The organism is Microbacterium sp. 2MCAF23, assembly GCF_052115565.1.
Taxonomy (GTDB): Bacteria; Actinomycetota; Actinomycetes; order Actinomycetales; family Microbacteriaceae; genus Microbacterium.
Map to the genome: position 1 here is coordinate 234,830 of NZ_JBFRGY010000004.1, position 18,854 is coordinate 253,683.

Sequence of the window (18,854 nt, forward strand, 5' to 3'; positions counted from 1 at the left end):
CGGTCAGTTGACCTCGTCGGGGTGCGAGGCGACGCGGCCGGATCCGTCACCCGGGTCGAGGGCGGAGATCGCGGCGAACTCGACGTCGCTCAGGGCGAAGTCGAACACGTCGAGATTCTCCCGCAGGCGCTCGGCGCGCACCGACTTCGGGAAGACGATGTTGCCCTTCTGCAGGTGCCAGCGCAGCACGACCTGCGCCGGGCTCTTGCCGTGCGCCGCTGCGGCGTCCGCGACGGCCGGGATGCCGAACAGGTCGTACTTGCCTTGGCCGAGCGGACCCCACGCCTCGATCTTCACGTCGTGATCGCGCGCCCAGGAGCCGACATCGCGCTGCTGATAGGCGGGGTGCAGCTCGATCTGGTCGACCGCGGGGGTCACGCCGGTCTCGGCGACGATGCGCTCCAGGTGCGGCACGAGGAAGTTCGAGACGCCGGCCGAACGGGCAAGGCCCCGGTCGCGGATCTCGACGACCTTCTCCCAGGCGTGCACGTAGTTGTCCTTGGCGGGGGTCGGCCAGTGCACGAGGTACAGGTCGACGTGGTCGAGACCGAGCTTCTCCAGGCTCTCCGCGATGGCCGCGTCGGGCTCGTCGCCGTCGTGCCGGTCGTTCCACAGCTTGGTGGTCACGAACAGCTCGTCACGCGGGATGCCACTCTTGGCGATCGCCGCTCCGACGCCCGCCTCGTTGCCGTAGATGGCCGCGGTGTCGATGTGGCGGTATCCGATCTCGAGAGCCTCAGTGACCGTGCGCTCGGTGTCGGCCGGGTCGACCTTGAAGACGCCGTAGCCGAGCTGAGGGATGGTGTGGCCGTCGTTGAGCAGGATTCCGGGAATCGTCGTCATGCCTCCAGCCTAGGTTCCCGCTCCGGAGGTCGGGTCGGCGTCCTCCGGCCCGGCTCCCGCCGACAAGCGCTCAGCGCTTGGGGGCAAGCGCCGCGTAGGCACGGGCGGCGAGCGCCGCCGGGGATCCGGCTCCGCGCACCCCTGCCGTCGACTGCGCCCACTCCTCCAGGCCGATGCGGATCGCCTCCGTCGCCGCCGCGGCGAGCACTCGCGCGGCGAGCCGGTCGCTCTCGCCGCGCTCGGCGATGAGGGCCACGAGGCGCTCCTCGGACTCGTGGTTCACGCGATGCCAGACGGCCCTGAGCTCGCGATCCTCGGCGAGCGCGCGCAGCAGCGGACGCATGCGGGCAAGACCTTCGGCGTCTTCGGGTGTCTCCGGGGTCAGCTGCGCGGCGAGCACTGCGGGGATCGCGACCGCGGGTTCGTCCTCGGCCTCCTCGAGAGCTGCCTGCCACCGTGCGGCGCCGATCTCGAGCACGGGCGCGACGGCGTCCTCCTTGGTCGCGAAGTAGCGATAGAAGGTGCGCAGCGAGACTCCTGAGGCCTCTGCGATCTCCGCCGCGGTCACCTGGGCGACGCCGCGCTCCGCGAAGAGGCGAGCCGCTTCCGCCGCGATCTCACCGGCGGTCGCGGCCTTGCGACGCGACATGAGTCCGGTGCGGGTCTGCATGCTCCGAGCGTACGGGAATACCTTCCGTTGTGAGGTGTTATGTGTCAATATGGCACGTTGTGCCATTCAGGCACGACAAGACCGCAAGGAAGAAGGATTCGAATGAACCGCTATGAAGGTCGCCGCGCACTGGTCACCGGCGGCGGATCCGGCATCGGACAGGCCACGGTGCTGCGCATGCTCGCCGAGGGCGGGCGCGTGGTCGCCGCTGACGTCAGCGCTGCCGGGCTCGCGGACACCATCGCGAAGGCAGGCGACGCCGCCGATCGTCTCACCGCGATCGAGGTCAACATCGGCGACGAGACCTCCGTCCGGGCCGGCGTCGCCGCCGCGGTCGAGGCACTGGGCGGGCTGGACGTGCTGGTGAACGCCGCGGGCATCCTGCGCTCCTCGCACACGGCCGAGACCACGCTCGACCAGTTCCAGCAGGTCATCCAGGTCAACCTCGTCGGCACCTTCCTGATGATCCGCGAAGCGATCCCCGCACTGCTCGAAGGCAGCGACGCCGCCGTGGTCAACTTCAGCTCGACCTCGGCGATGTTCGCGCACCCGTACATGGCCGCCTACGCGGCGAGCAAGGGCGGCGTGCAGTCGATGACGCACGCGCTGGCGGCGGAGTATGCGAAGCAGGGCATCCGCTTCACAGCCGTGCAGCCCGGGTCGATCTCCTCCGGAATGACCGACGGATCCGGCCAGAGCGGGCAGAGCCGCGGACCGGGGCTGCCCGAGGACGCCGACATGAGCCTGTTCATGAAGCTCGCCCCGGCCATCGGCCAGGGCTTCGCGGGTCCCGAGTCCGTGGCCGGCGTGGTCGCGATGCTCGCGAGCGCCGACGGCGCCTTCATCACCGGCACCGAGGTGCGCATCGACGGCGGCACCCACTTCTGAGCCGCGCGGTCCACTGATCCCTCGAGGCGGTCGGCACTCTCAGGCGAGGGCGCCGACCGCCTCTTCGATGAGCGCCCAGAACCGATCGACGTCCAGGTCCATCGCGATCGTGGCGTTGGGCTCCGCGCCGAGCACGCCGAGGAGATCCACGCTCGTGGCGCCCCTCGTGAAGACGCCCTCCGTCTCCACGTCGAGGCGTGCACGCTCGGTCGTCGCCACCGAGGGATCGATGAGCATCGCGACCGTGATGGGGTCGTGCAGCGGCCCGTCCGGCATATGCTCCGCGACCTCGTAGGTTGCACAGAAGAACTCCAGCAGCTCCGCCCCGAACGCCGCCGTGCGGGTGGCGATGCGGCGGATCCGCTCCCGCACCTCCCTGGTGATGAGCGCCTGATGCGAGATGTTCAGCCCGACCATCGTGAAGTCCACGCCGCTGTCGAGCACGAGCGCTATCGACTCGGGATCGGTCCAGGCGTTGAACTCCGCGTAGGGGGTCGCGTTGCCCCGGCCCGTCGACCCGCCCATCCAGACGACGCGCGCGATGCGCGGCAGCAGGTCGGGATGGTCGCGCACGAGCAGGCCGACGTTGGTGAGCGGCCCGGTCGCGACGATCGTGACCGGCTCCTCCGACGACTCCAGCACCGCGCGGATGAGAGTCGGAGCGTCCCGGTCATCCTCGGGAACGGTGGGCTCGGGCAGCACGGGTCCGCCGAGCGCGTTCGCGCCGTGGATCTGCTCGGCGGGATGCAGCCGGCCATGGATCGGCCCGGCCGCGCCGGCGGCGATCGGGATGCCCTCGATCCCCGCGACCGTGCAGGCGATGCGGGCGTTGAGCGTGGTGAACTCCAGCAGACCGTTCCCGCCGACCGTGGTGATCGCCCGCAGGTCGATCGCGGAGTTCGCGGCGGCGAGCCAGATCGCGAAGACGTCGTCGTGGCCGGGGTCGCAGTCGAGGATGACGGGGATGCTCATGGTGCCTTCAGTATTGCCGCTCGTCGTTCGCCGGACGAGCCCGACAGAGGCGCTCCACCGCGATAGGCTGGAGGGCTATGTCTGCGCCCGTGATCTCCTATCCGCCGGAACTCCCGGTCAGTGCCGCGCGCGACGAGATCGCCGCGGCGATCCGCGACCATCAGGTGGTCGTGGTCGCCGGCGCGACCGGATCCGGCAAGACCACGCAGCTGCCGAAGATCCTGCTCGAGCTCGGTCGCGAGCGCATCGCGCACACCCAGCCCCGCCGGCTCGCCGCGCGCACCATCGCAGAGCGCGTGGCCGAGGAGCTGCGCGTGCCGCTGGGCGGGCTCGTCGGCTACAAGGTGCGCTTCACCGACCAGGTCTCGGACGAGACCCGGATCGCGGTCATGACCGACGGGATCCTGCTCAACGAGATCCACCGCGACCGGCTGCTGCGCCGCTACGACGCGATCATCATCGACGAGGCGCACGAACGCTCCCTCAACGTCGACTTCCTGCTCGGATACCTGCACCGGATCCTGCCCGAGCGCCCGGACCTCAAGGTCGTCATCACCTCGGCCACGATCGACCCGCACAGCTTCGCGAAGCATTTCGCCGAAGCGGACGGCGAGCCTGCCCCGGTGATCGAGGTATCGGGGCGGACCTATCCGGTCGAGATCCGGTACCGGCCGCTCGTGGATCCGGTCCCTGAGCTTGTCGAAGGGCCCGGATCCACGAAGTCCCTTCGACAAGCTCAGGGACCGAGGAAGCGCACCGAGTCCGAGCCCGAGGACGAGGTCACCGCGATCGTGCGAGCCCTCCAGGAGCTCGACCGCGAGGAGCGCGGCGACGTGCTCGTGTTCCTGCCGGGCGAGGCCGAGATCCGCGACGCCGCCGACGCGATCCGCGGCGCCTACCGCTCTCAGACGGCGCCGGTCGAGGTGCTGCCGCTGTACGGGCGCCTGTCCGCCGCCGAGCAGCATCGCGTCTTCGAGCCGTCGACGGTGGCCGGCCTGCGCCGCCGCGTGATCCTCGCCACGAACGTCGCCGAGACGAGCCTCACCGTGCCCGGCATCAAGTACGTGATCGACACGGGCACGGCCCGCATCTCGCGGTACAGCAGCCGATCCAAGGTGCAGCAGCTGCCGATCGAGGCGGTGTCGCAGGCCTCGGCGAACCAGCGGTCCGGGCGCGCGGGCCGCACGAGCGCCGGTATCGCGATCCGCCTGTACAGCGAGGACGACTTCGACAAGCGCCCCGAGTTCACCGAGCCCGAAATCCTGCGCACCTCGCTCGCCTCGGTCGTGCTGCAGATGCTCAGCCTCGGCTTCGGCGACATCGCGGAGTTCCCGTTCCTCACTCCCCCGGAGTCGCGCGACGTGCGCTCCGCGCTCGATCTGCTCGTGGAGCTGGGCGCGGTGCAGACGGGCCAGGGGGCTTCGACGAGCTCGGCGACCGCGGCCCCCCGGCTCACCCGGATCGGCCGCGACATCGCGCGCATGCCGATCGACCCGCGCTTCGCTCGCATGCTCGTGGAAGCGGGCCGGACAGGCGTGACGGCGCCCGTGCTCGCGATCGTCGCGGGGTTGTCGATTCAGGACGTGCGCGAGCGCCCGTCGGCGGACGCGCCGCAGGGCGTGCGCGACGAGGCGGAGCGGATGCACGCGCGCTTCGCGGACCCGACCAGCGACTTCCTGTCGATCCTGAACCTGTGGAACCACCTGCGCGAGCAGCAGAAGGAGCTCGGATCCAGCGCGTTCCGCCGGCTCTGCCGTTCCGAGCACCTGAACTACGTCCGGGTGCGGGAATGGTTCGACGTGCACCGGCAGCTGCGGACGCTCGTGAAGACCGGCCGCGACGCGGCGACGGACTCCGCCGCCCCGGACGCCGTCCACCGCGCGCTGCTCGCAGGGCTGCTCAGCCACATCGGCATCCTGGACGAGCGCAACCTCACCAAGGGTCCGCCGACGAAGGGCGGGCAGAAGGATCCGAAGCGTCGGAACGCCGAATACCGCGGCGCGCGCGGGATCCGTTTCTCGCTGTTCCCCGGCTCCGCACTGCGCAAGAAGGCCCCGCGTGCGGTCATGGCGGCCGAGATCGTGGAGACCTCGCGCACGTTCGCGCGCACGGCCGCAGCGATCGACCCGGCGTGGGCCGAGGCGCTCGCCGGCGACCTCGCCAAGCGGCAGGTCTCCGAGCCGCACTGGTCCAAGGAGGCGGGCGCCGCCGTCGCGTACGAGAAGGTGACATTGTTCGGCGTCGAGATCGTGGCGCGCCGACGGGTGCAGTTCGCGCGCATCGACCGACCCGCGGCGCGCGAGTTCTTCCTGCGGAACGCGCTGGTCGAAGGCGAATGGGATCCGTCCCGGATCGACAAGCGCGTCTCGGCGTTCTGGCGCAGCAACGCGGAGCTGCGCCGCCGCCTGGAGAAGCTCGAGGAGCGCGAGCGCCGCCGCGACATCCTCGTCGGCGACGAGGCCGTGTTCCGGTTCTACGACGAGCGCATCCCGACCGATGTGTTCGATGTGCACTCGTTCGAGGCGTGGTGGCGCCACGCCCTCCAGGCGACCCCGAAGCTGCTCGTCATGCGCGAGGCAGACCTGCTCGAGGACGACGAGCGCGCGGATCAGCAGGACTTCCCCACCCGCTGGACCCAGGCCGATCAGGTGCTCGGCCTCGCCTACCGCTTCGAGCCCGGGGCTCCCGATGACGGCGTGAGCGTGGTGATCCCGCTCGCACTGCTGCAGCAGGTGCGGGACGCCGGCTTCGACTGGCAGGTGCCGGGACTGCGCGCCGAGCTCGTGACGGCGCTGCTGCGGGCGCTGCCAAAGGCGATCCGGCGGCACGTCGTGCCTGCCGCCGACTGGGCGGAGAAGTTCGGCGCCGAGCTCGCCGCAGAGGGACCGGAATCGTTCCGGGGCCTTCCCGTCCGAAGCCTGGGCGAGGCGCTCGCCCGTCTCATCCAGCCGCTCGCGAACCAGCCCATGTCTGCCGCGGACTTCGACCTGGAGCGGGTTCCCGCACACCTGCGGATGAACTTCCGCGCGGTCGATGAACGCGGCCGCGCGGTCGGATCCGGCCGGGACCTGACCACCCTGCAGCGGGATCTGGCAGATCGGTCGCGCGAGAGCGTGGCCCGATCGATCGAACGGGGTCCCGGACAGGGCCGCCCCGGAAGTCGGCGCGGTGCGGCGGACGTGGCTCAGGCGGGCTCGGCCCACGCCGCAGCCCCGGCCGAGCGCGACGGCATCACCACCTGGGACGTCGGAGATCTGCCGGAGGTGCTGGACACGCGGGTGGCCGGCGGAGTGGTGCGCGGCTATCCCGCCCTCGTGGACCAGGGCAAGTCCGTCGCGCTGCGCGTGGAGGCCACCGCAGAGGCCGCGCGCGCGGCGACGCGCGACGGTGTGCTGCGGCTGGTGCTCCTCGGGATCCCCTCCCCCGCGTCCTACGTGCAGCAGCACCTGACCAGCGCCGAGAAGCTCGCACTCGCCGCGTCGCCGTACCCGAACGTCGCGACACTCATCGAGGATTCTCGTGCCGCGGTTGCAAGGGCGGCGATCGACCGTCTGACGGCCCCTTCGACAGACTCAGGGACCGCGGGCATCGTGCGCTCCGAGGCCGATTTCGCACGCGTGCGCGACGGCGTCTCGGCGGTCGTCGTGGACGAGTTGTTCGCGCTGGTGTCGCTGATCGCGAAGATCCTCACGAAAGCGCGCGAGGTCGAGCGCGCGATGAAGGGTCAGAACTCTCTCGCCCTGCTCGGGCCGCTGAACGACATCCGCGGCCAGCTCGGCGGGCTGCTGCCGAACGGTTTCGTCTCCAACGCAGGCGTGGAGCGCCTCGCCCACTATCCGCGGTACCTGGACGGGATCCTGGATCGGCTGCGCACCCTCGCCGACGCCCCGGGCAAGGATCGCACCCGGCAGAGCGAGTACGAGCGCATGGCGCAGGCCTACGCCGATGCCGACGGCACGATCCCGCTGCCCGCGGGGGCCGAGCCCCGCCTCGTCGAGGTGCGCTGGCTGCTCGAGGAGTACCGCGTGAGCCTGTTCGCCCAGCGTCTGGGCACCGCGCAACCGGTGTCTCCGCAGCGTATCGTGAAGGCACTCGCCGCGAAGTGAGACTCGGGGATTCCTGGCTCATCAGGAACCAGCGTGTGACACCGGCTTGAATCCCACTCACCCGGTTGCGACCGCCGGACAGGAATAGCGATCGGAACAAAACCCAGTCCGATTCACTGCGCTCCGCTGCTGAGGCGAGTTCCCCCTCATCACCGTGTCCATATCACCGATAAGGGTCCTGTCTCCAGATTGATTGCTGCAATCGTCGTTACATTCGGACGGGACCGTCCAACCGACCGCGTAATCTCACTCGACGAATGATCCTCTCTGTGTTCGGGTCCCTACCATCAATGAAAGGATCATTGAAATGGCGCCGAGCGGAATCAGCAGTAGTAATGAAGGCATCAAGCCAGCTATGAAGAATAACGGGACGCCCGCACCAAGGTTGACCAGAATCGGCGCCAGGAGGATGCGCGTTATATTCGACCGGGATGCGCCAACAAGAAGTGCTGCGACCAAAACCGCCGGAATCATTCCAAGCGCGCAAACAATAGCAGCGAGAATCGCAGCATTCTGTATCGATTCCGAAGCCGACGGAGGATTGAGTACGGGAAATGAGTCTATATACAAGACCTGATACGAGATACTCCACGCGATACCCGCGATAATCGTTCCGATAGACGTTCGCGCCCACGCTGACAAGAATTTCCATTTTCGTTGATGCGCAGCAGCGTTCCGCGGATCCTCGCATTCACGGGTCATTGCGATCTCACCTGCCCCGCATCCAACGTCTTCGTCTCCATCGTCGCTACCCCCCAACGCAGTGGGTCAAAACTCCACCAACGCATTGGAGATTCTCTGCCTGTCGCCACCAAGGGTATTCGGATGCGTGTCCCCGATTGATCAAGAGCTCAGAGACAACCAGAGCATACTGCGCATTACCATGTTGACTAAATGTAACAGTCCCATCATCGTTTTGCTTTGTCGAAAATGTGATTTGAGATCCGGGTCCGTCGAAGTAGCCCCAATCGAGGACCGTAAAGGTGACACTGGTCGGGGTTGTGCTCACGCCAACATGACCGTTCGGGGCCAACGGGTTAAAAGCAAGCGCACCGTTCGCGGCCTCGTCAGTTCGAAGCCAACACTTACTCCCGGCACTGAATTCGGAACATCCGTCGATCTTGAACGGAAAGATCTTGCCGGGAGCATGCTTAAAGAGGGACATGACGTCGCTCGCCGAGTGCCTTAGGTCGGTCGGCCATGAATAGCTGTACTCGTAGTCCCTAGTGACAAGTGGTTTCTTTTCCTTCAGTACAGGTTCCCTGAGGTTCTTGTTGACTTCACAACCGAAGTCAAGACCGCTGCACCAGTTTCCTGACGAGTTTGGCGGCGTGTTGCCGCCTGCCTTGGTTGGAATAGTTGGCGTGCTGGCCATCTGACCGCACCTTACGTGCCATCCACCGCATCCTTCGTCGATGATCAAACCACTTGGGTCGCTGAAAGTGACCGGGTTGTTCTGAGAATACGCATACCCGATGTTTTGTTGCGGATTGGTGGGGTCGATGATCGGATCGGTCGAAGCAAACTTACCCAACAGCGGGTCGTAGGTGCGCGCGCCGACGGTGGTGAGCTTGCTCGATGCGGTGGCGGGTTTGCCGAGGAACCCTGTGCCGTCTGCCCATACGCCGGTTGCTCCGCCGATCGGGATACCGAAGGGGTCCCGGTATTGGCGGGATGTGGTTCCCGTCTTCGCGTCAGTTTGGGTGTCGACGGTTCCGTCGAGTCCACTGAACAACCAGGTCAGGGTTGTGCCGGTCACACCGGTCGTCGCCGAACGCTCCGCGACGACCTTTCCACCGGCCGCGATGTAGGTGCGGACGGCGGAGGTCACGGTCGATCCTGCGGGTTGGGTGAGCGTGGTCTCCCCGAGGATCAGCGCGGCACCCTCTGCACTTGAGACACGCAGCAGCAGCGACCCATCCGGGTTGTACACATTCGTCTGCGTCGTTGAGCCGGTGACGACCTTGGACACCTTCCCGACCTCGTTGAAAGTGAGCGTCTGACCGGGCCGACCCGTCTGGTTACCCGCCGCGTCGTACGAATACGAACCCGCACCGAGATCCACCGGTCCTGTCACCGTGCCGGGCGCGTGCGGACGTGCAGCACCGGCAGCCGGGTACGTGTACGCCACGGGAGAGGCAACGCCCGTGGACGAGTGGTAAGTGAGGCCGGTGCGGTCGCCCGTCTTGGTGTCGTAGGTGTAGTCGTTCCACATCGGTGCGATGCCACCCATCGCCCCCGCCGACGGTGTCGTCGCACACGTGGACGAGGAGTTCGGAGTCCATGCGCGGGTCAGCTCCCTCAGCCCGTCATACGTGTAGCACGTCGTCTGCGTACCCGTGGTCGGCAGGACCGAGTTCACCGTCGAGGAGGTCACGTTCCCGACTTTGTCACGGGTGAACGACCGGTCGGCGACGTAGTGGCCGGCACCACCGAACACGGCGTTGTCGGTGATCTGCAATACCTGCCCGGTCGCGTTGTCATACCCGTAGGTCGAGTATGCGCTGTTCGTGCCGTTGTACCGATCGAACTGCGACAACTGCCCGATCGGCGTATACACCGTACCTGCGAGGATCGCTGTGTACCCGCTGAGCCCGGACAGTCGCCCCCATGAGTCGTAGTTGTAGCGAAGGTTCTCCGCAGGAAGCCCACCCACCGCCGGGAACTGGGTCAGTTGAGGTGTGGAGTCAACGTTGTAGTAGTTCGTCTTCGTGAACGACGTCCCCCCGAACGCGGGGGCGTCCGACGGCAACGACACGGTCGTCTTGGTCGGGTTCCCCGCCGCATCATATGAGACGACCGTTGTCTTGTACGCCTTGCCAGGAACGCCGGGGACCCCGAGAGCTCCGGATCCGGAATCGGTGTAGGACGTGGACTCGGTGACGAGACCCTTCTTGACGGTGTCGTACGTCCAGGACGCGAGCAGCGGCCCGAGAGCGTCGCCGGAGAACATCTTGGTCTTGCGGTTCAGCTCGTCGTAGGTCGTCGTGACCAGCTGGCCACGGGCATCCGTGGTCGAGGTCATGTTCCCGGCGAGGTCGTACGTCGCCGAGGACGTCCCCGAGTCGGGATCCTTCTGCCCCACCCGGCGACCCAGCAGGTCATACGTCCACGTCCACGTGTTGCCGGCAGGGTCGAGCATGCTCGACATGTGACCGGCGCCGTCGTACCCGTATGTCGTCGCCTGGCTGGTGCCGCTGATGGCACCGGTCAGGTATTGGAGCAGTTTCGTCTTCTGCCCGAGCGTGTTCGTGAACGTGCTCGTCGCTGTTCCCCCGGTCGGCGGGACCGTGTCGGTGCGGTCCGCGCCCGGGTAGGTGTTCGTCGTTCTCGAGACCTCGGTGCCGGTCCCATTCAAGATGCTCGTGAGGGCCCGCCCGACGGCATCGTAGGAGGTGACCACCTGGGAGGGGATGTTGTTCTCGCTGGTGGGGGTGAAGAACGCGGTGCCGGGGTTGACGGAGGAGGTCCAGTAGTCGTTGTCGACGAAGTAGGTGCGGCCCTGGTCGTCGTAGTTGGTGGTTTTCACGACCGTGCCGCCACCCCCTGCCGCGGATTGTGTCTGCACGGCGCGGGCGAGCCCGTCATACAGGTCGTAGGTCGTGACGACCCCTCCGCTGGTGAGTTTGTCGGTTCTCACGGCGTTCGGCGCGGTCTGCGACAGTGTGTACGTGTATGCCATCGACGGTGACGACGGGTTCGTCGCCTTGGGGACGAGGGGTAGCCAGACTTGGCTGGTCCGACCGAGCGCGTCGATCGACACGTCCGTGCGGGATCCGTTCGCGTCGACGACCGAGGTGACAGCCCCGGTGGACGCGTCGTAGGTGGTCGTCGTGACCCAGGAGAACGGTGCTGTGTTCGTCGTGGTCGTGCTCGTCACCGGCAGCGTTGCCGCCGGCGTGTAACCACTGGATGCGGTGTGGCCCAGGGCGTCCGTCTTCACCAGGGGTCGTCCGAGGGCGTCGTAGGTGACGGATCCGGTGCCCGCCCAGTGGGCGGTGGCGCCGTCGTATCGATCGATCGCCTGGGTGGATGTCGCGAGTCCCCGCGTCGCGGCAGCCCCCCACGAACCATTGTCGTAGGTGGTCTTCGTATCACTGACGAGATCCCGCGGCATCACAGCAGTGCCCGTGTTCGGGCACGACACGGCGAGCGTGCGCACCTCGCTGGGAAGCCCGATCAGCCATGCCGACGTGTTTGCCGCCGCGTACGTCGTTGTCGTGCAGGTCGCGCCGGCATCCGATGGCACCTTCGAGACCGTCAGCGGGTAGCCGTAGGTGTTGTCGAACGTCGTAGACGTCGTCAAGGTCCGGTTGCCGCCGGTGGAGAGCGGTTCGGTGCTGACTGTGGTTCCGACAGCGGTGATGCGGGCTTGCCGGGTGCCGTCGTTCGCCGTTACCGGTGACGTCCACGGGGTGTTGATGAGGTCGGTCACGCTCGTCCCGCCGACACCTGCGAGGGTCTGCTGCCGGTAGGTCTGTCCCGCGAACCAGCGGTCATCGGGGATCGTGGTGCCGTTCACGGTGACGGTCTTCGTCCCACCGGACGCCGATGCCCGGTCGCCGTTCATGCCTTGGTAGTAGGTGTACTTCGAGACCTTCTGGGCGGCCGGTGCGGCCGGATTGCCCTCGCGAACTTCGACGGTGTCGACGCCGGCGAAGACATTCCAGGTTCGCGTGTTCGCGACAGTGGTCGGGGAGTCGTTGTATCGCCACTTGGGGGTGCCGTAGAAGTACTGGGTTTGCTGGGTCTTGCTGAGCGGGCCTCCGGTGCGCGGGTCGACAATCATCGAGCTCACCGGGTACTTGTGGAACAGGTCCTGACGACCGCCGAGCGGGATCGATCCTTGCGGTACCCACCATTCCGGGAAGCACCACTTGGTGTTGTTCGGCAGGTCGGCGAGGATCGCGGATGCCTGCGCGGGGGTGCACTGCTGCCCCTGATAGTTGACGCTGATCACCGCGCCGAGGCTGGTCTGGATCGAGCTGAGCCGCCACTTGTCCAGCGGCGCGAGCCCATCGACGACCCACACACGATTCTGCATCGTCGTTCCGGAGAACACCGTCGCCGGCTCCGCGATCGCCGCCTGACCAGCCGCGGTGCCGGTGCGCTGCACCTGGGTCAGCCACAACGCCGGCGAGGTACCATCCCCAGGCGCGGGGAACGAGTGCGACAGCGCCCACGAGTTCACCGTCGAATAAGCGCCCGCCACAAGGACCTGCGCGTCAACCTTGGGTGAGGGACGCGTTCGTGAAGAAGCTCGCCCCGATCTGCGACGCGGAACACGACGCGCCGGTGCACAACTGATCGAACGGGACATCCGGGTAGGAGGACGGGTTCGTCGGTGCAGTCGCACTGTCGAGGGCGCCGGTGGTGCAGGTCGCGCCGGAGGCATCGCTGCAGCGACCGCGCGGGTCGTAGGTGAAGTTCACCCGGTAGCCGGCCGCGTTCGCGCCGTAGACATTGCTCGCGCGCAGCCCGTACTCGATCTTGGACAGCACACCACCACGCTGATAGGCGGTCGCGCCGGACCCGCCCTTGGCGTACTTGTTCGTTTCGGCCGTGTAGTACAGCGCCTCAGCGTTGCCGTGCACATCGACGACATAGTCGAGGTTCCACCGCCACGCCTGCATACACGACGATGCCACGAACGTGCCCGTATTGCAGGGCTCGCCCGAATCGTTGCCATACACCGGCACCGTCCAGGTCGAATTCGTCGTCGCCTTCCCGGCCGACCAGCCGGGAAGCTGGTTGAGACCGAAGAAATACTGGGTACCGTCGGTGGTCGTCATCTTCCAGCAGTCGGTCGACACGGTCCCGTTTGCCTGACAGCCCTGTGCCGTGCCCGTCAGGTGCTCGAACCGCGTGCCATCGTCGTGCTCGAGCCGCCACTTTCCCGACGACGAGTCCTTCACGAGCGGGCCCGAGTGGCCGGCGAACGACACGGTCGCATTATCGGTCTTCCAGCACAGGTCGCCCGAGGTTGTGACCGCACCGGTTGCGCCGTCGTCTTTCGCGCAGGGGACGTAGCTGCGTTCCACGAACCCGGCCGCGGACAGATCCCACCCCTCACCAACCGCGGACGTCTGGTTGTTGGTCGATCCTGTCTCCCCGTCCACGGACTGCGAGTTGTAAGAGAGACCGAGGGCCGGCACGGGGCCGGCCCCGGGGGCAGTGACGGGCATGTCGTACTTCCAGGTGAACGCACCCGTCTGCTCGGCAACGTCCCACGAGGACGAGGACTTCAACGGCGTCGCACCGTACGATCCGGTTCCATCCGATGAGGACGTCGTCGAAGTAGCAACCAGCATCATCGGCTGCGCCGCCACCGTCGGAGTCAGCACCGTGGCGCCAGTAGTTTTCGCCGAAGCCACGGGGACGGACTTGCCCTTCGCGCCCCCCTTCTTGGCCGTCGGGTCAGGGACCAGCGTCCAGCGCACACGCGAGGCGTAGTTGCCGCCGAATCGGTTCGACAGCAGTTCGTCAGGCACCTGCACGGCAACGGGCGCCTCGCTCTCCCCGTCGGTTCGGGCGAGCGAGATCGCTACGCCGTCGAAACCGGCTTTCTTCGCCGCGGCCCTGCTGAGCACGCCGACCTCCACGGACGGGGACGCGGTCGTGTCGTCGGCCGGAGGCGAGGTCGGCTCTTCGCTGGGAGCAGGCGCTGGGGTTGGTGTGTCGGTGGGCTCAGGGCTGGGTGTCGGCGAGGGGGTGGGCGTTGGGGAAGGCTATTCGGTCGGTGACGTGCCCGGTGTGAGCCTCGGCGAGGGAGAGGGCGTGGGCGTGGGCGTGGGCGTGGCAGGTTCGCTGCCCTTCGGCTGGGGCGTTTTCGGCGGCTTCGATCCGGTCTGCGGCTTGCTCGAAGCCTTCGCCGGATGGTTCCCGTTCGATGCAGCGGCGACCTTGATCCGCGAATTGCCCACGTCCTTCCAGTCGCCGACGACTGTCGCGGGGGTGGATTCTGCCTCACCGGTTGTTGTCACCCCTTGCACGTCGGTGGCGGGGGTGTCGATCGACGCGGCCGGGGTATCCGGGATGTCTGCCGGGAATGGCACGCTGACACTCTGCGAAGCGTCACCGCCGCCGAGGTCGGCCAGCTCGCCCAAGGAGGAACCGGGCACCGGGTCGCCGAATATCGGCGCCGGCACGGTCGGCGCCGGGGGAATCGCCGCCAAGGCCGCGCCCGGCGTGCCCGCGACGACCCCGACGGTCAAAGACACGACCGACACCACCGATAGCGCCCAGGACCGGCGCATCGACATCCGCTTCATCGCTTCCTCATCCCTTGCTTCGTTAGGTGTCGTCTTAGCTGCTGAACGGCAATTGCTGGTTGGCCAGCTGGGACAGCTGATGGGAATCGATCACACCCGGCAAGAACGCGGGGTCCGCGATGAATCCAGCGAACCTCCCCGTCTCCGGTGCAGGACCGAGGATGAGAGACCCGTTCGCGGACCAATCGCCCGACCCGACGACATGCTCGGTCGCCGCCACCGGGACAATGGAGCTGCCGATCAGCAGCCGTAGCTGCTGATTGCCTGCATCCCAGATCCCCGTCATCAGCTGCCAGTGATTGATCGACAGAGATCCACCCGTCGCGCAACTGCTGACGGGACGGCCGTTGTCGTCTGCGGCAGGGGCGCCCGTGATGCAGAAGGAGTAAGTGTTGTCCTTCGTCGCCTTCAACTGGACCTGGCCCCGCCCGGCGCCCGCTGTCTGAACCGCGACGACTTGATCCTGGCCCGATGGCACGCTCGTCGCCTTGACCCACATGCTCCAGGTGAAGCTATTCGCAGCGTTCACCGGTACCTTCGACGCCACGATCTGGTCACTAGACAGGGCGAGGGGGCCCGTCTTCAGCACCGGTCCGGCGAGCGGCGGAAAGACGCTGTCCGTTGAACTCACCGAGCCAGACGGAAGCTGAAGACTGATCGCATTGGCTCCCGCCCACGGGTTGCTGTCCGGGATCACCAACGGCAGCGGCGACGACAGCGTGGAGACCTGCCACATGTGACCGGCATCAACGTTGGCGTCGGCGGCCGGGGCACCCGTCGATTGGTACAGCGGGAGCCCCTGAGCGGTCGACTGGTTACCCGCCTTGTCATACGCCGAGACCCACAGCGTGGACAGCGAGTTCGTAGGGGCGACGGTAATCGTCACTGCGGCCGTGCCGTTTCCGCATGCCCACCGCACACTCGCTGTTACCCGGCCGTTGCAATCCGGAAGTGCCGCAGCGGTGTTAACCGTGCCATCCACGGGCACCGCAGGGGCCGGGGACGTCAACTGCGTCGGAGTCACCCAATACGTGTAGCCGGCGACGTCTGCCGCCCCAGTGACCTGCACACTCGTCGGGCTACCGACTGTGAATGAGGACGCGGTGGTCGTCGCCGACGGCACCGCGGGCTTGGTCAGATCAACGGTGAAATAGCAGAGCGGTGTCGCGGTGGCACCATCAGCCTGCCAGTCGCTCCCCCGCGCGTCCCACGCGTATGTCATACCGTCCGAGAGCCCCGTGAAGGTGACGCTTCTCGGCCCCTGCGCAACCATTCCCGGATGCTGCCACTGGATTCGGTTGACAAGATCAGTCGCTTTGAACAGGTTCACGTTGTCGTCGACGTTTCCGCCATCGGGGTCCGTCTGGTTGAAACTGACCGTCACGTTCGCCGCTCCCACGAACGCCGGCGCACTCGCGGTTCCGCATGCTCTCGATGGAGAGGCGAAGGCCGGGTTCGTGGGGGTGTCCGGGGGCGTGTTGTAGGAGACGATCAGGGACGCATCCCGGCTGAAGTGCTTCCGCGACATGCTGTTGTCCCCGGTGAAAGCGAAATGCAGATTGTTCGCCCGACCCTGCATCGACTGCACGATCGAGGTCACCGACCACCCGATCGGCTGCCACACATCACCGCAGCCGGACTGCCCCACCCATTGCTGATAGGTGCCAGACCACCACTGCTGCCCAGTCGCCCGCCAGAACTGCTCCTGATTCCAGGTGTATCCCGGGTCGAAAACGCTCACGAAGTGGCTGCTGATCGGACCGGCCGGGCACGCATCGACTGACAGTTGCGTCGTGTTCAGCACTGCGTTGAGGATCTGCTTCCCTGCCAGCGCTGTGTTCGGGAACGCGAAGAACATGTCCGAGTTGTATTGCCCGTAGATCCCGACGCGAAGCACGTCGGAGGCACCGGCGGTGAGATACGACGCGTCCGGGTATGCTGCATCGGTGTACCACGCGGCCGTCGTGCCCGAACTCCAATCCGGGTCCACGAAGATCGGGTACTGCACCGGGCTCTTACTGGCCTTCTCCTCCGTGACCACGGATGCGCCGACGTCCATGGTCAGCTGATCCGACGTCAGCGTGTGCGTCACCGGCGCCGGCGAGTCCTTGTCCCCCGGCTCCTTGTACGTGGCGCCGTCCGACGAGTCCCACCACAGCGGCTGCGCAGCGATCAACGCGGACCCGTCCGCCGCTTTGGCTCCCACCCGGCCCTTGTCGGGGGAGGTGAGCTCCGCCCCGTCCACAGCGACTTACAGACTCGCAAGCCCGCTCCCCTTGGCCGCTTCTTCCGACTTCACCACATAGATCGAAGCCATACCCGTCTTCGTGGCCACGAGCTTGAGGTCTACGCCGGGCATCACCTCGGCATACGTTGCGGTGTCGCCGTCGACCGTCGGCGTCGGGAGCGGTCCGTGCGCCCACGACTCCGACACCCACTCTCCGGACGTCGTCTGCGTCTGGGAGATGACATCTGTCCCACCGGGTGAGAAGCGGACCGGCACGGCCGACGCGGCCGGGGAGAACCAGTCCCCGTCACGCTGGAGGGTTGTGTCGACGGGAACCCATCCACCGTCCTGCTTCACACGTACGGGACGGCTCGACATCTCCAGCTGCATCGACCCGTCCGGCATCGCCTTCGTAAGCGACGTAGAAGTCGTCAGATCATCCACCACTACAGGGACGCCCGATGCCATCGAACGAACCGACGCATATGTCTGGGAAGCCGAGAGGACGCTCGATTTGGGAACTGAGGCCGTTGATTGGGCTATAGGTCGCTGTGTCGCTGAGGCTGTTGGCGCCGCGGTCGCCACCAGCGCGCAAATGACTGCGGACACAACAAACGTCGGTAGTGCGCGCACGCGTCTCCTCATTCCACCGGGCGAAACCGCAGATTCGACCGGCGAAGAGCCGACCAGGCATCAAGCTAGCGCATAGGAAAACTCCAACGGAATACCCAGGAAGAAGAAGCTGCGGTCCCTTTACAAAAGGCGCGTCTTTGATGTCGGATCCACCCTTCTGCTTGATCATGAGGTGACTGACCACCTTCGGCTGCACCGCCCCGCCCCCTCCGACGCGTCGTAGCCTGGAGCCATGGCGCAGGCGATCGTGCAGACCGAGCTCGGCGGACCGGAGGTCCTCACTCTCGTGGAGGTTCCGGATCCGGTGCCTGCCGCCGACGAGGTGGTCGTGCGCGTCGAGGCAGCCGGCGTGAATCCGATCGACGCCAAGCAGCGCAGCGGTTTGCGCCCCCTGCCGCCGATCACAGAGCCCCGGCACCTCGGCTTCGACGGAGCGGGCGTGGTGACCGCGATCGGATCCGGCGTCGACGATCTGGAAGTCGGTGATCGCGTCGCGATCCGCGACACCCGCGGCACGTATGCCACCGCGCTTGCGGTACCGGCCGCGCACGCCTCGGTGATTCCTGAGGGCGTCACCGCCGCGCAGGGCGCCGCACTCGGCATTCCCGCCGGCACCGCATACCAGTCGCTGCTCTCGCTCGGGGTCGAGCAGAGGGATCTGCTGCTCCTGCACGCCGGATCAGGGGCGGTCGGCCAGGCCGCGATCCAGTTCGCCGTGGACTGGGGCGCCACCGTCATCGCGACGGGCGGCCCCTCGTCGCAGGAGCGGATGCGCGCGCTGGGCGCGATCCCGGTCATCTATGGAGAAGGCCTGGAGCAGCGGATCCGCGACGCCGCAGACGGGCGAGAGATCACGGTGGCGCTCGACGGCGCCGGCACCGACGAGGCGATCGCGACGTCGCTCGCGCTCGTCTCCGACCGTGACCGGATCGCCACGATCGTGCGCGGCCCCGACGCGGCCGCGCTCGGCATCCGCGCGTTCAGCGGCGGCAGCCCCGTGCCGCTCACGGAGCAGGAGCTCGCCTGGCGCGCCGAGGCCGTGCCGGCGGCGCTCGGGCTCATCGCCAGGGGCCGGTTCTCGATCGAGTTCGGACCGGAGCTGCCTCTCGCCGACGCCGCAGAGGCGCACCGCCTCATCGAGGCGCACGCCGCGGACGGCAAGATCGTGCTGCGCCCCTGAAGCCACCCGGCGGGCTCTGACCCTTCGGATCCGCAACAGTCGGAAACATCCCTGCGGATCCGCA

11 protein-coding genes are annotated in these 18,854 nt (G+C 67.1%); 3 read left to right on the forward strand and 8 right to left on the reverse strand.

What is annotated here, in order from left to right; genetic code table 11:
- Positions 1–3: 3 nt before the first annotated feature.
- Entirely contained in the window at positions 4–843 is an 840-nt protein-coding gene (locus AB4078_RS05815) for an aldo/keto reductase (protein ID WP_440734648.1), read from the reverse strand.
- 70 nt (positions 844–913) lie between these two features.
- Positions 914–1,513 carry a TetR family transcriptional regulator gene (locus tag AB4078_RS05820; protein ID WP_440734649.1) on the reverse strand — a complete coding sequence of 200 codons (600 nt, stop codon included), beginning with the start codon at positions 1,511–1,513 and terminating at the stop codon, positions 914–916.
- Between the two features lie 102 nt (positions 1,514–1,615).
- Between AB4078_RS05820 and AB4078_RS05825 the strand changes: the two genes are divergently transcribed.
- Positions 1,616–2,401 (forward strand): SDR family NAD(P)-dependent oxidoreductase, encoded by a 786-nt coding sequence (locus AB4078_RS05825; RefSeq protein ID WP_441976322.1) that lies wholly within the window; start codon positions 1,616–1,618, stop codon positions 2,399–2,401.
- A gap of 39 nt (positions 2,402–2,440) precedes the next feature.
- On the opposite strand, the gene AB4078_RS05830 is transcribed toward AB4078_RS05825, so the two are convergent.
- Positions 2,441–3,373, reverse strand: a complete 933-nt coding sequence (locus tag AB4078_RS05830; RefSeq protein ID WP_441976323.1) for a nucleoside hydrolase — start codon at positions 3,371–3,373, stop codon at positions 2,441–2,443.
- A 77-nt stretch (positions 3,374–3,450) separates the two neighbouring features.
- Between AB4078_RS05830 and hrpA the strand changes: the two genes are divergently transcribed.
- Positions 3,451–7,479 carry an ATP-dependent RNA helicase HrpA gene (gene hrpA, locus AB4078_RS05835; RefSeq protein WP_441976324.1) on the forward strand — a complete coding sequence of 1,343 codons (4,029 nt, stop codon included), beginning with the start codon at positions 3,451–3,453 and terminating at the stop codon, positions 7,477–7,479.
- Between the two features lie 748 nt (positions 7,480–8,227).
- On the opposite strand, the gene AB4078_RS05840 is transcribed toward hrpA, so the two are convergent.
- From AB4078_RS05840 to AB4078_RS05860, 5 genes are all read right to left on the reverse strand, one after another.
- Positions 8,228–12,670, reverse strand: a complete 4,443-nt coding sequence (locus tag AB4078_RS05840; RefSeq protein WP_441976325.1) for an RHS repeat domain-containing protein — start codon at positions 12,668–12,670, stop codon at positions 8,228–8,230.
- Positions 12,671–12,704: 34 nt separating this feature from the next.
- On the reverse strand, positions 12,705–14,069 hold the full coding sequence (locus tag AB4078_RS05845) for a hypothetical protein (RefSeq protein WP_441976326.1): 1,365 nt from the start codon (positions 14,067–14,069) through the stop codon (positions 12,705–12,707).
- A gap of 138 nt (positions 14,070–14,207) precedes the next feature.
- The gene (locus tag AB4078_RS05850; protein ID WP_441976327.1) at positions 14,208–14,750 is read right to left on the reverse strand and encodes a hypothetical protein; all 543 of its coding nucleotides are present in this window, start codon (positions 14,748–14,750) and stop codon (positions 14,208–14,210) included.
- A gap of 34 nt (positions 14,751–14,784) precedes the next feature.
- Positions 14,785–16,995 (reverse strand): LamG-like jellyroll fold domain-containing protein, encoded by a 2,211-nt coding sequence (locus AB4078_RS05855; RefSeq protein ID WP_441976328.1) that lies wholly within the window; start codon positions 16,993–16,995, stop codon positions 14,785–14,787.
- Between the two features lie 6 nt (positions 16,996–17,001).
- Positions 17,002–17,445 (reverse strand): hypothetical protein, encoded by a 444-nt coding sequence (locus AB4078_RS05860; RefSeq protein ID WP_441976329.1) that lies wholly within the window; start codon positions 17,443–17,445, stop codon positions 17,002–17,004.
- A 397-nt stretch (positions 17,446–17,842) separates the two neighbouring features.
- On the opposite strand from AB4078_RS05860, the gene AB4078_RS05865 reads away from it, so the two are divergent.
- Entirely contained in the window at positions 17,843–18,790 is a 948-nt protein-coding gene (locus tag AB4078_RS05865; protein WP_441976330.1) for a quinone oxidoreductase family protein, read from the forward strand.
- The last annotated feature ends 64 nt before the right edge of the window (positions 18,791–18,854 follow it).

Bases quoted from the DNA above. Each gene is read 5' to 3' on its own strand.
- AB4078_RS05815 (WP_440734648.1), bottom strand. From the start codon at position 843: ATGACGACGATTCCCGGAATCCTGCTCAACGACGGCCACACCATCCCT.
- AB4078_RS05820 (WP_440734649.1), bottom strand. From the start codon at position 1,513: ATGCAGACCCGCACCGGACTCATGTCGCGTCGCAAGGCCGCGACCGCC.
- AB4078_RS05825 (WP_441976322.1), top strand. From the start codon at position 1,616: ATGAACCGCTATGAAGGTCGCCGCGCACTGGTCACCGGCGGCGGATCC.
- AB4078_RS05830 (WP_441976323.1), bottom strand. From the start codon at position 3,373: ATGAGCATCCCCGTCATCCTCGACTGCGACCCCGGCCACGACGACGTC.
- hrpA (WP_441976324.1), top strand. From the start codon at position 3,451: ATGTCTGCGCCCGTGATCTCCTATCCGCCGGAACTCCCGGTCAGTGCC.
- AB4078_RS05850 (WP_441976327.1), bottom strand. From the start codon at position 14,750: ATGAAGCGGATGTCGATGCGCCGGTCCTGGGCGCTATCGGTGGTGTCG.
- AB4078_RS05860 (WP_441976329.1), bottom strand. From the start codon at position 17,445: ATGGCATCGGGCGTCCCTGTAGTGGTGGATGATCTGACGACTTCTACG.
- AB4078_RS05865 (WP_441976330.1), top strand. From the start codon at position 17,843: ATGGCGCAGGCGATCGTGCAGACCGAGCTCGGCGGACCGGAGGTCCTC.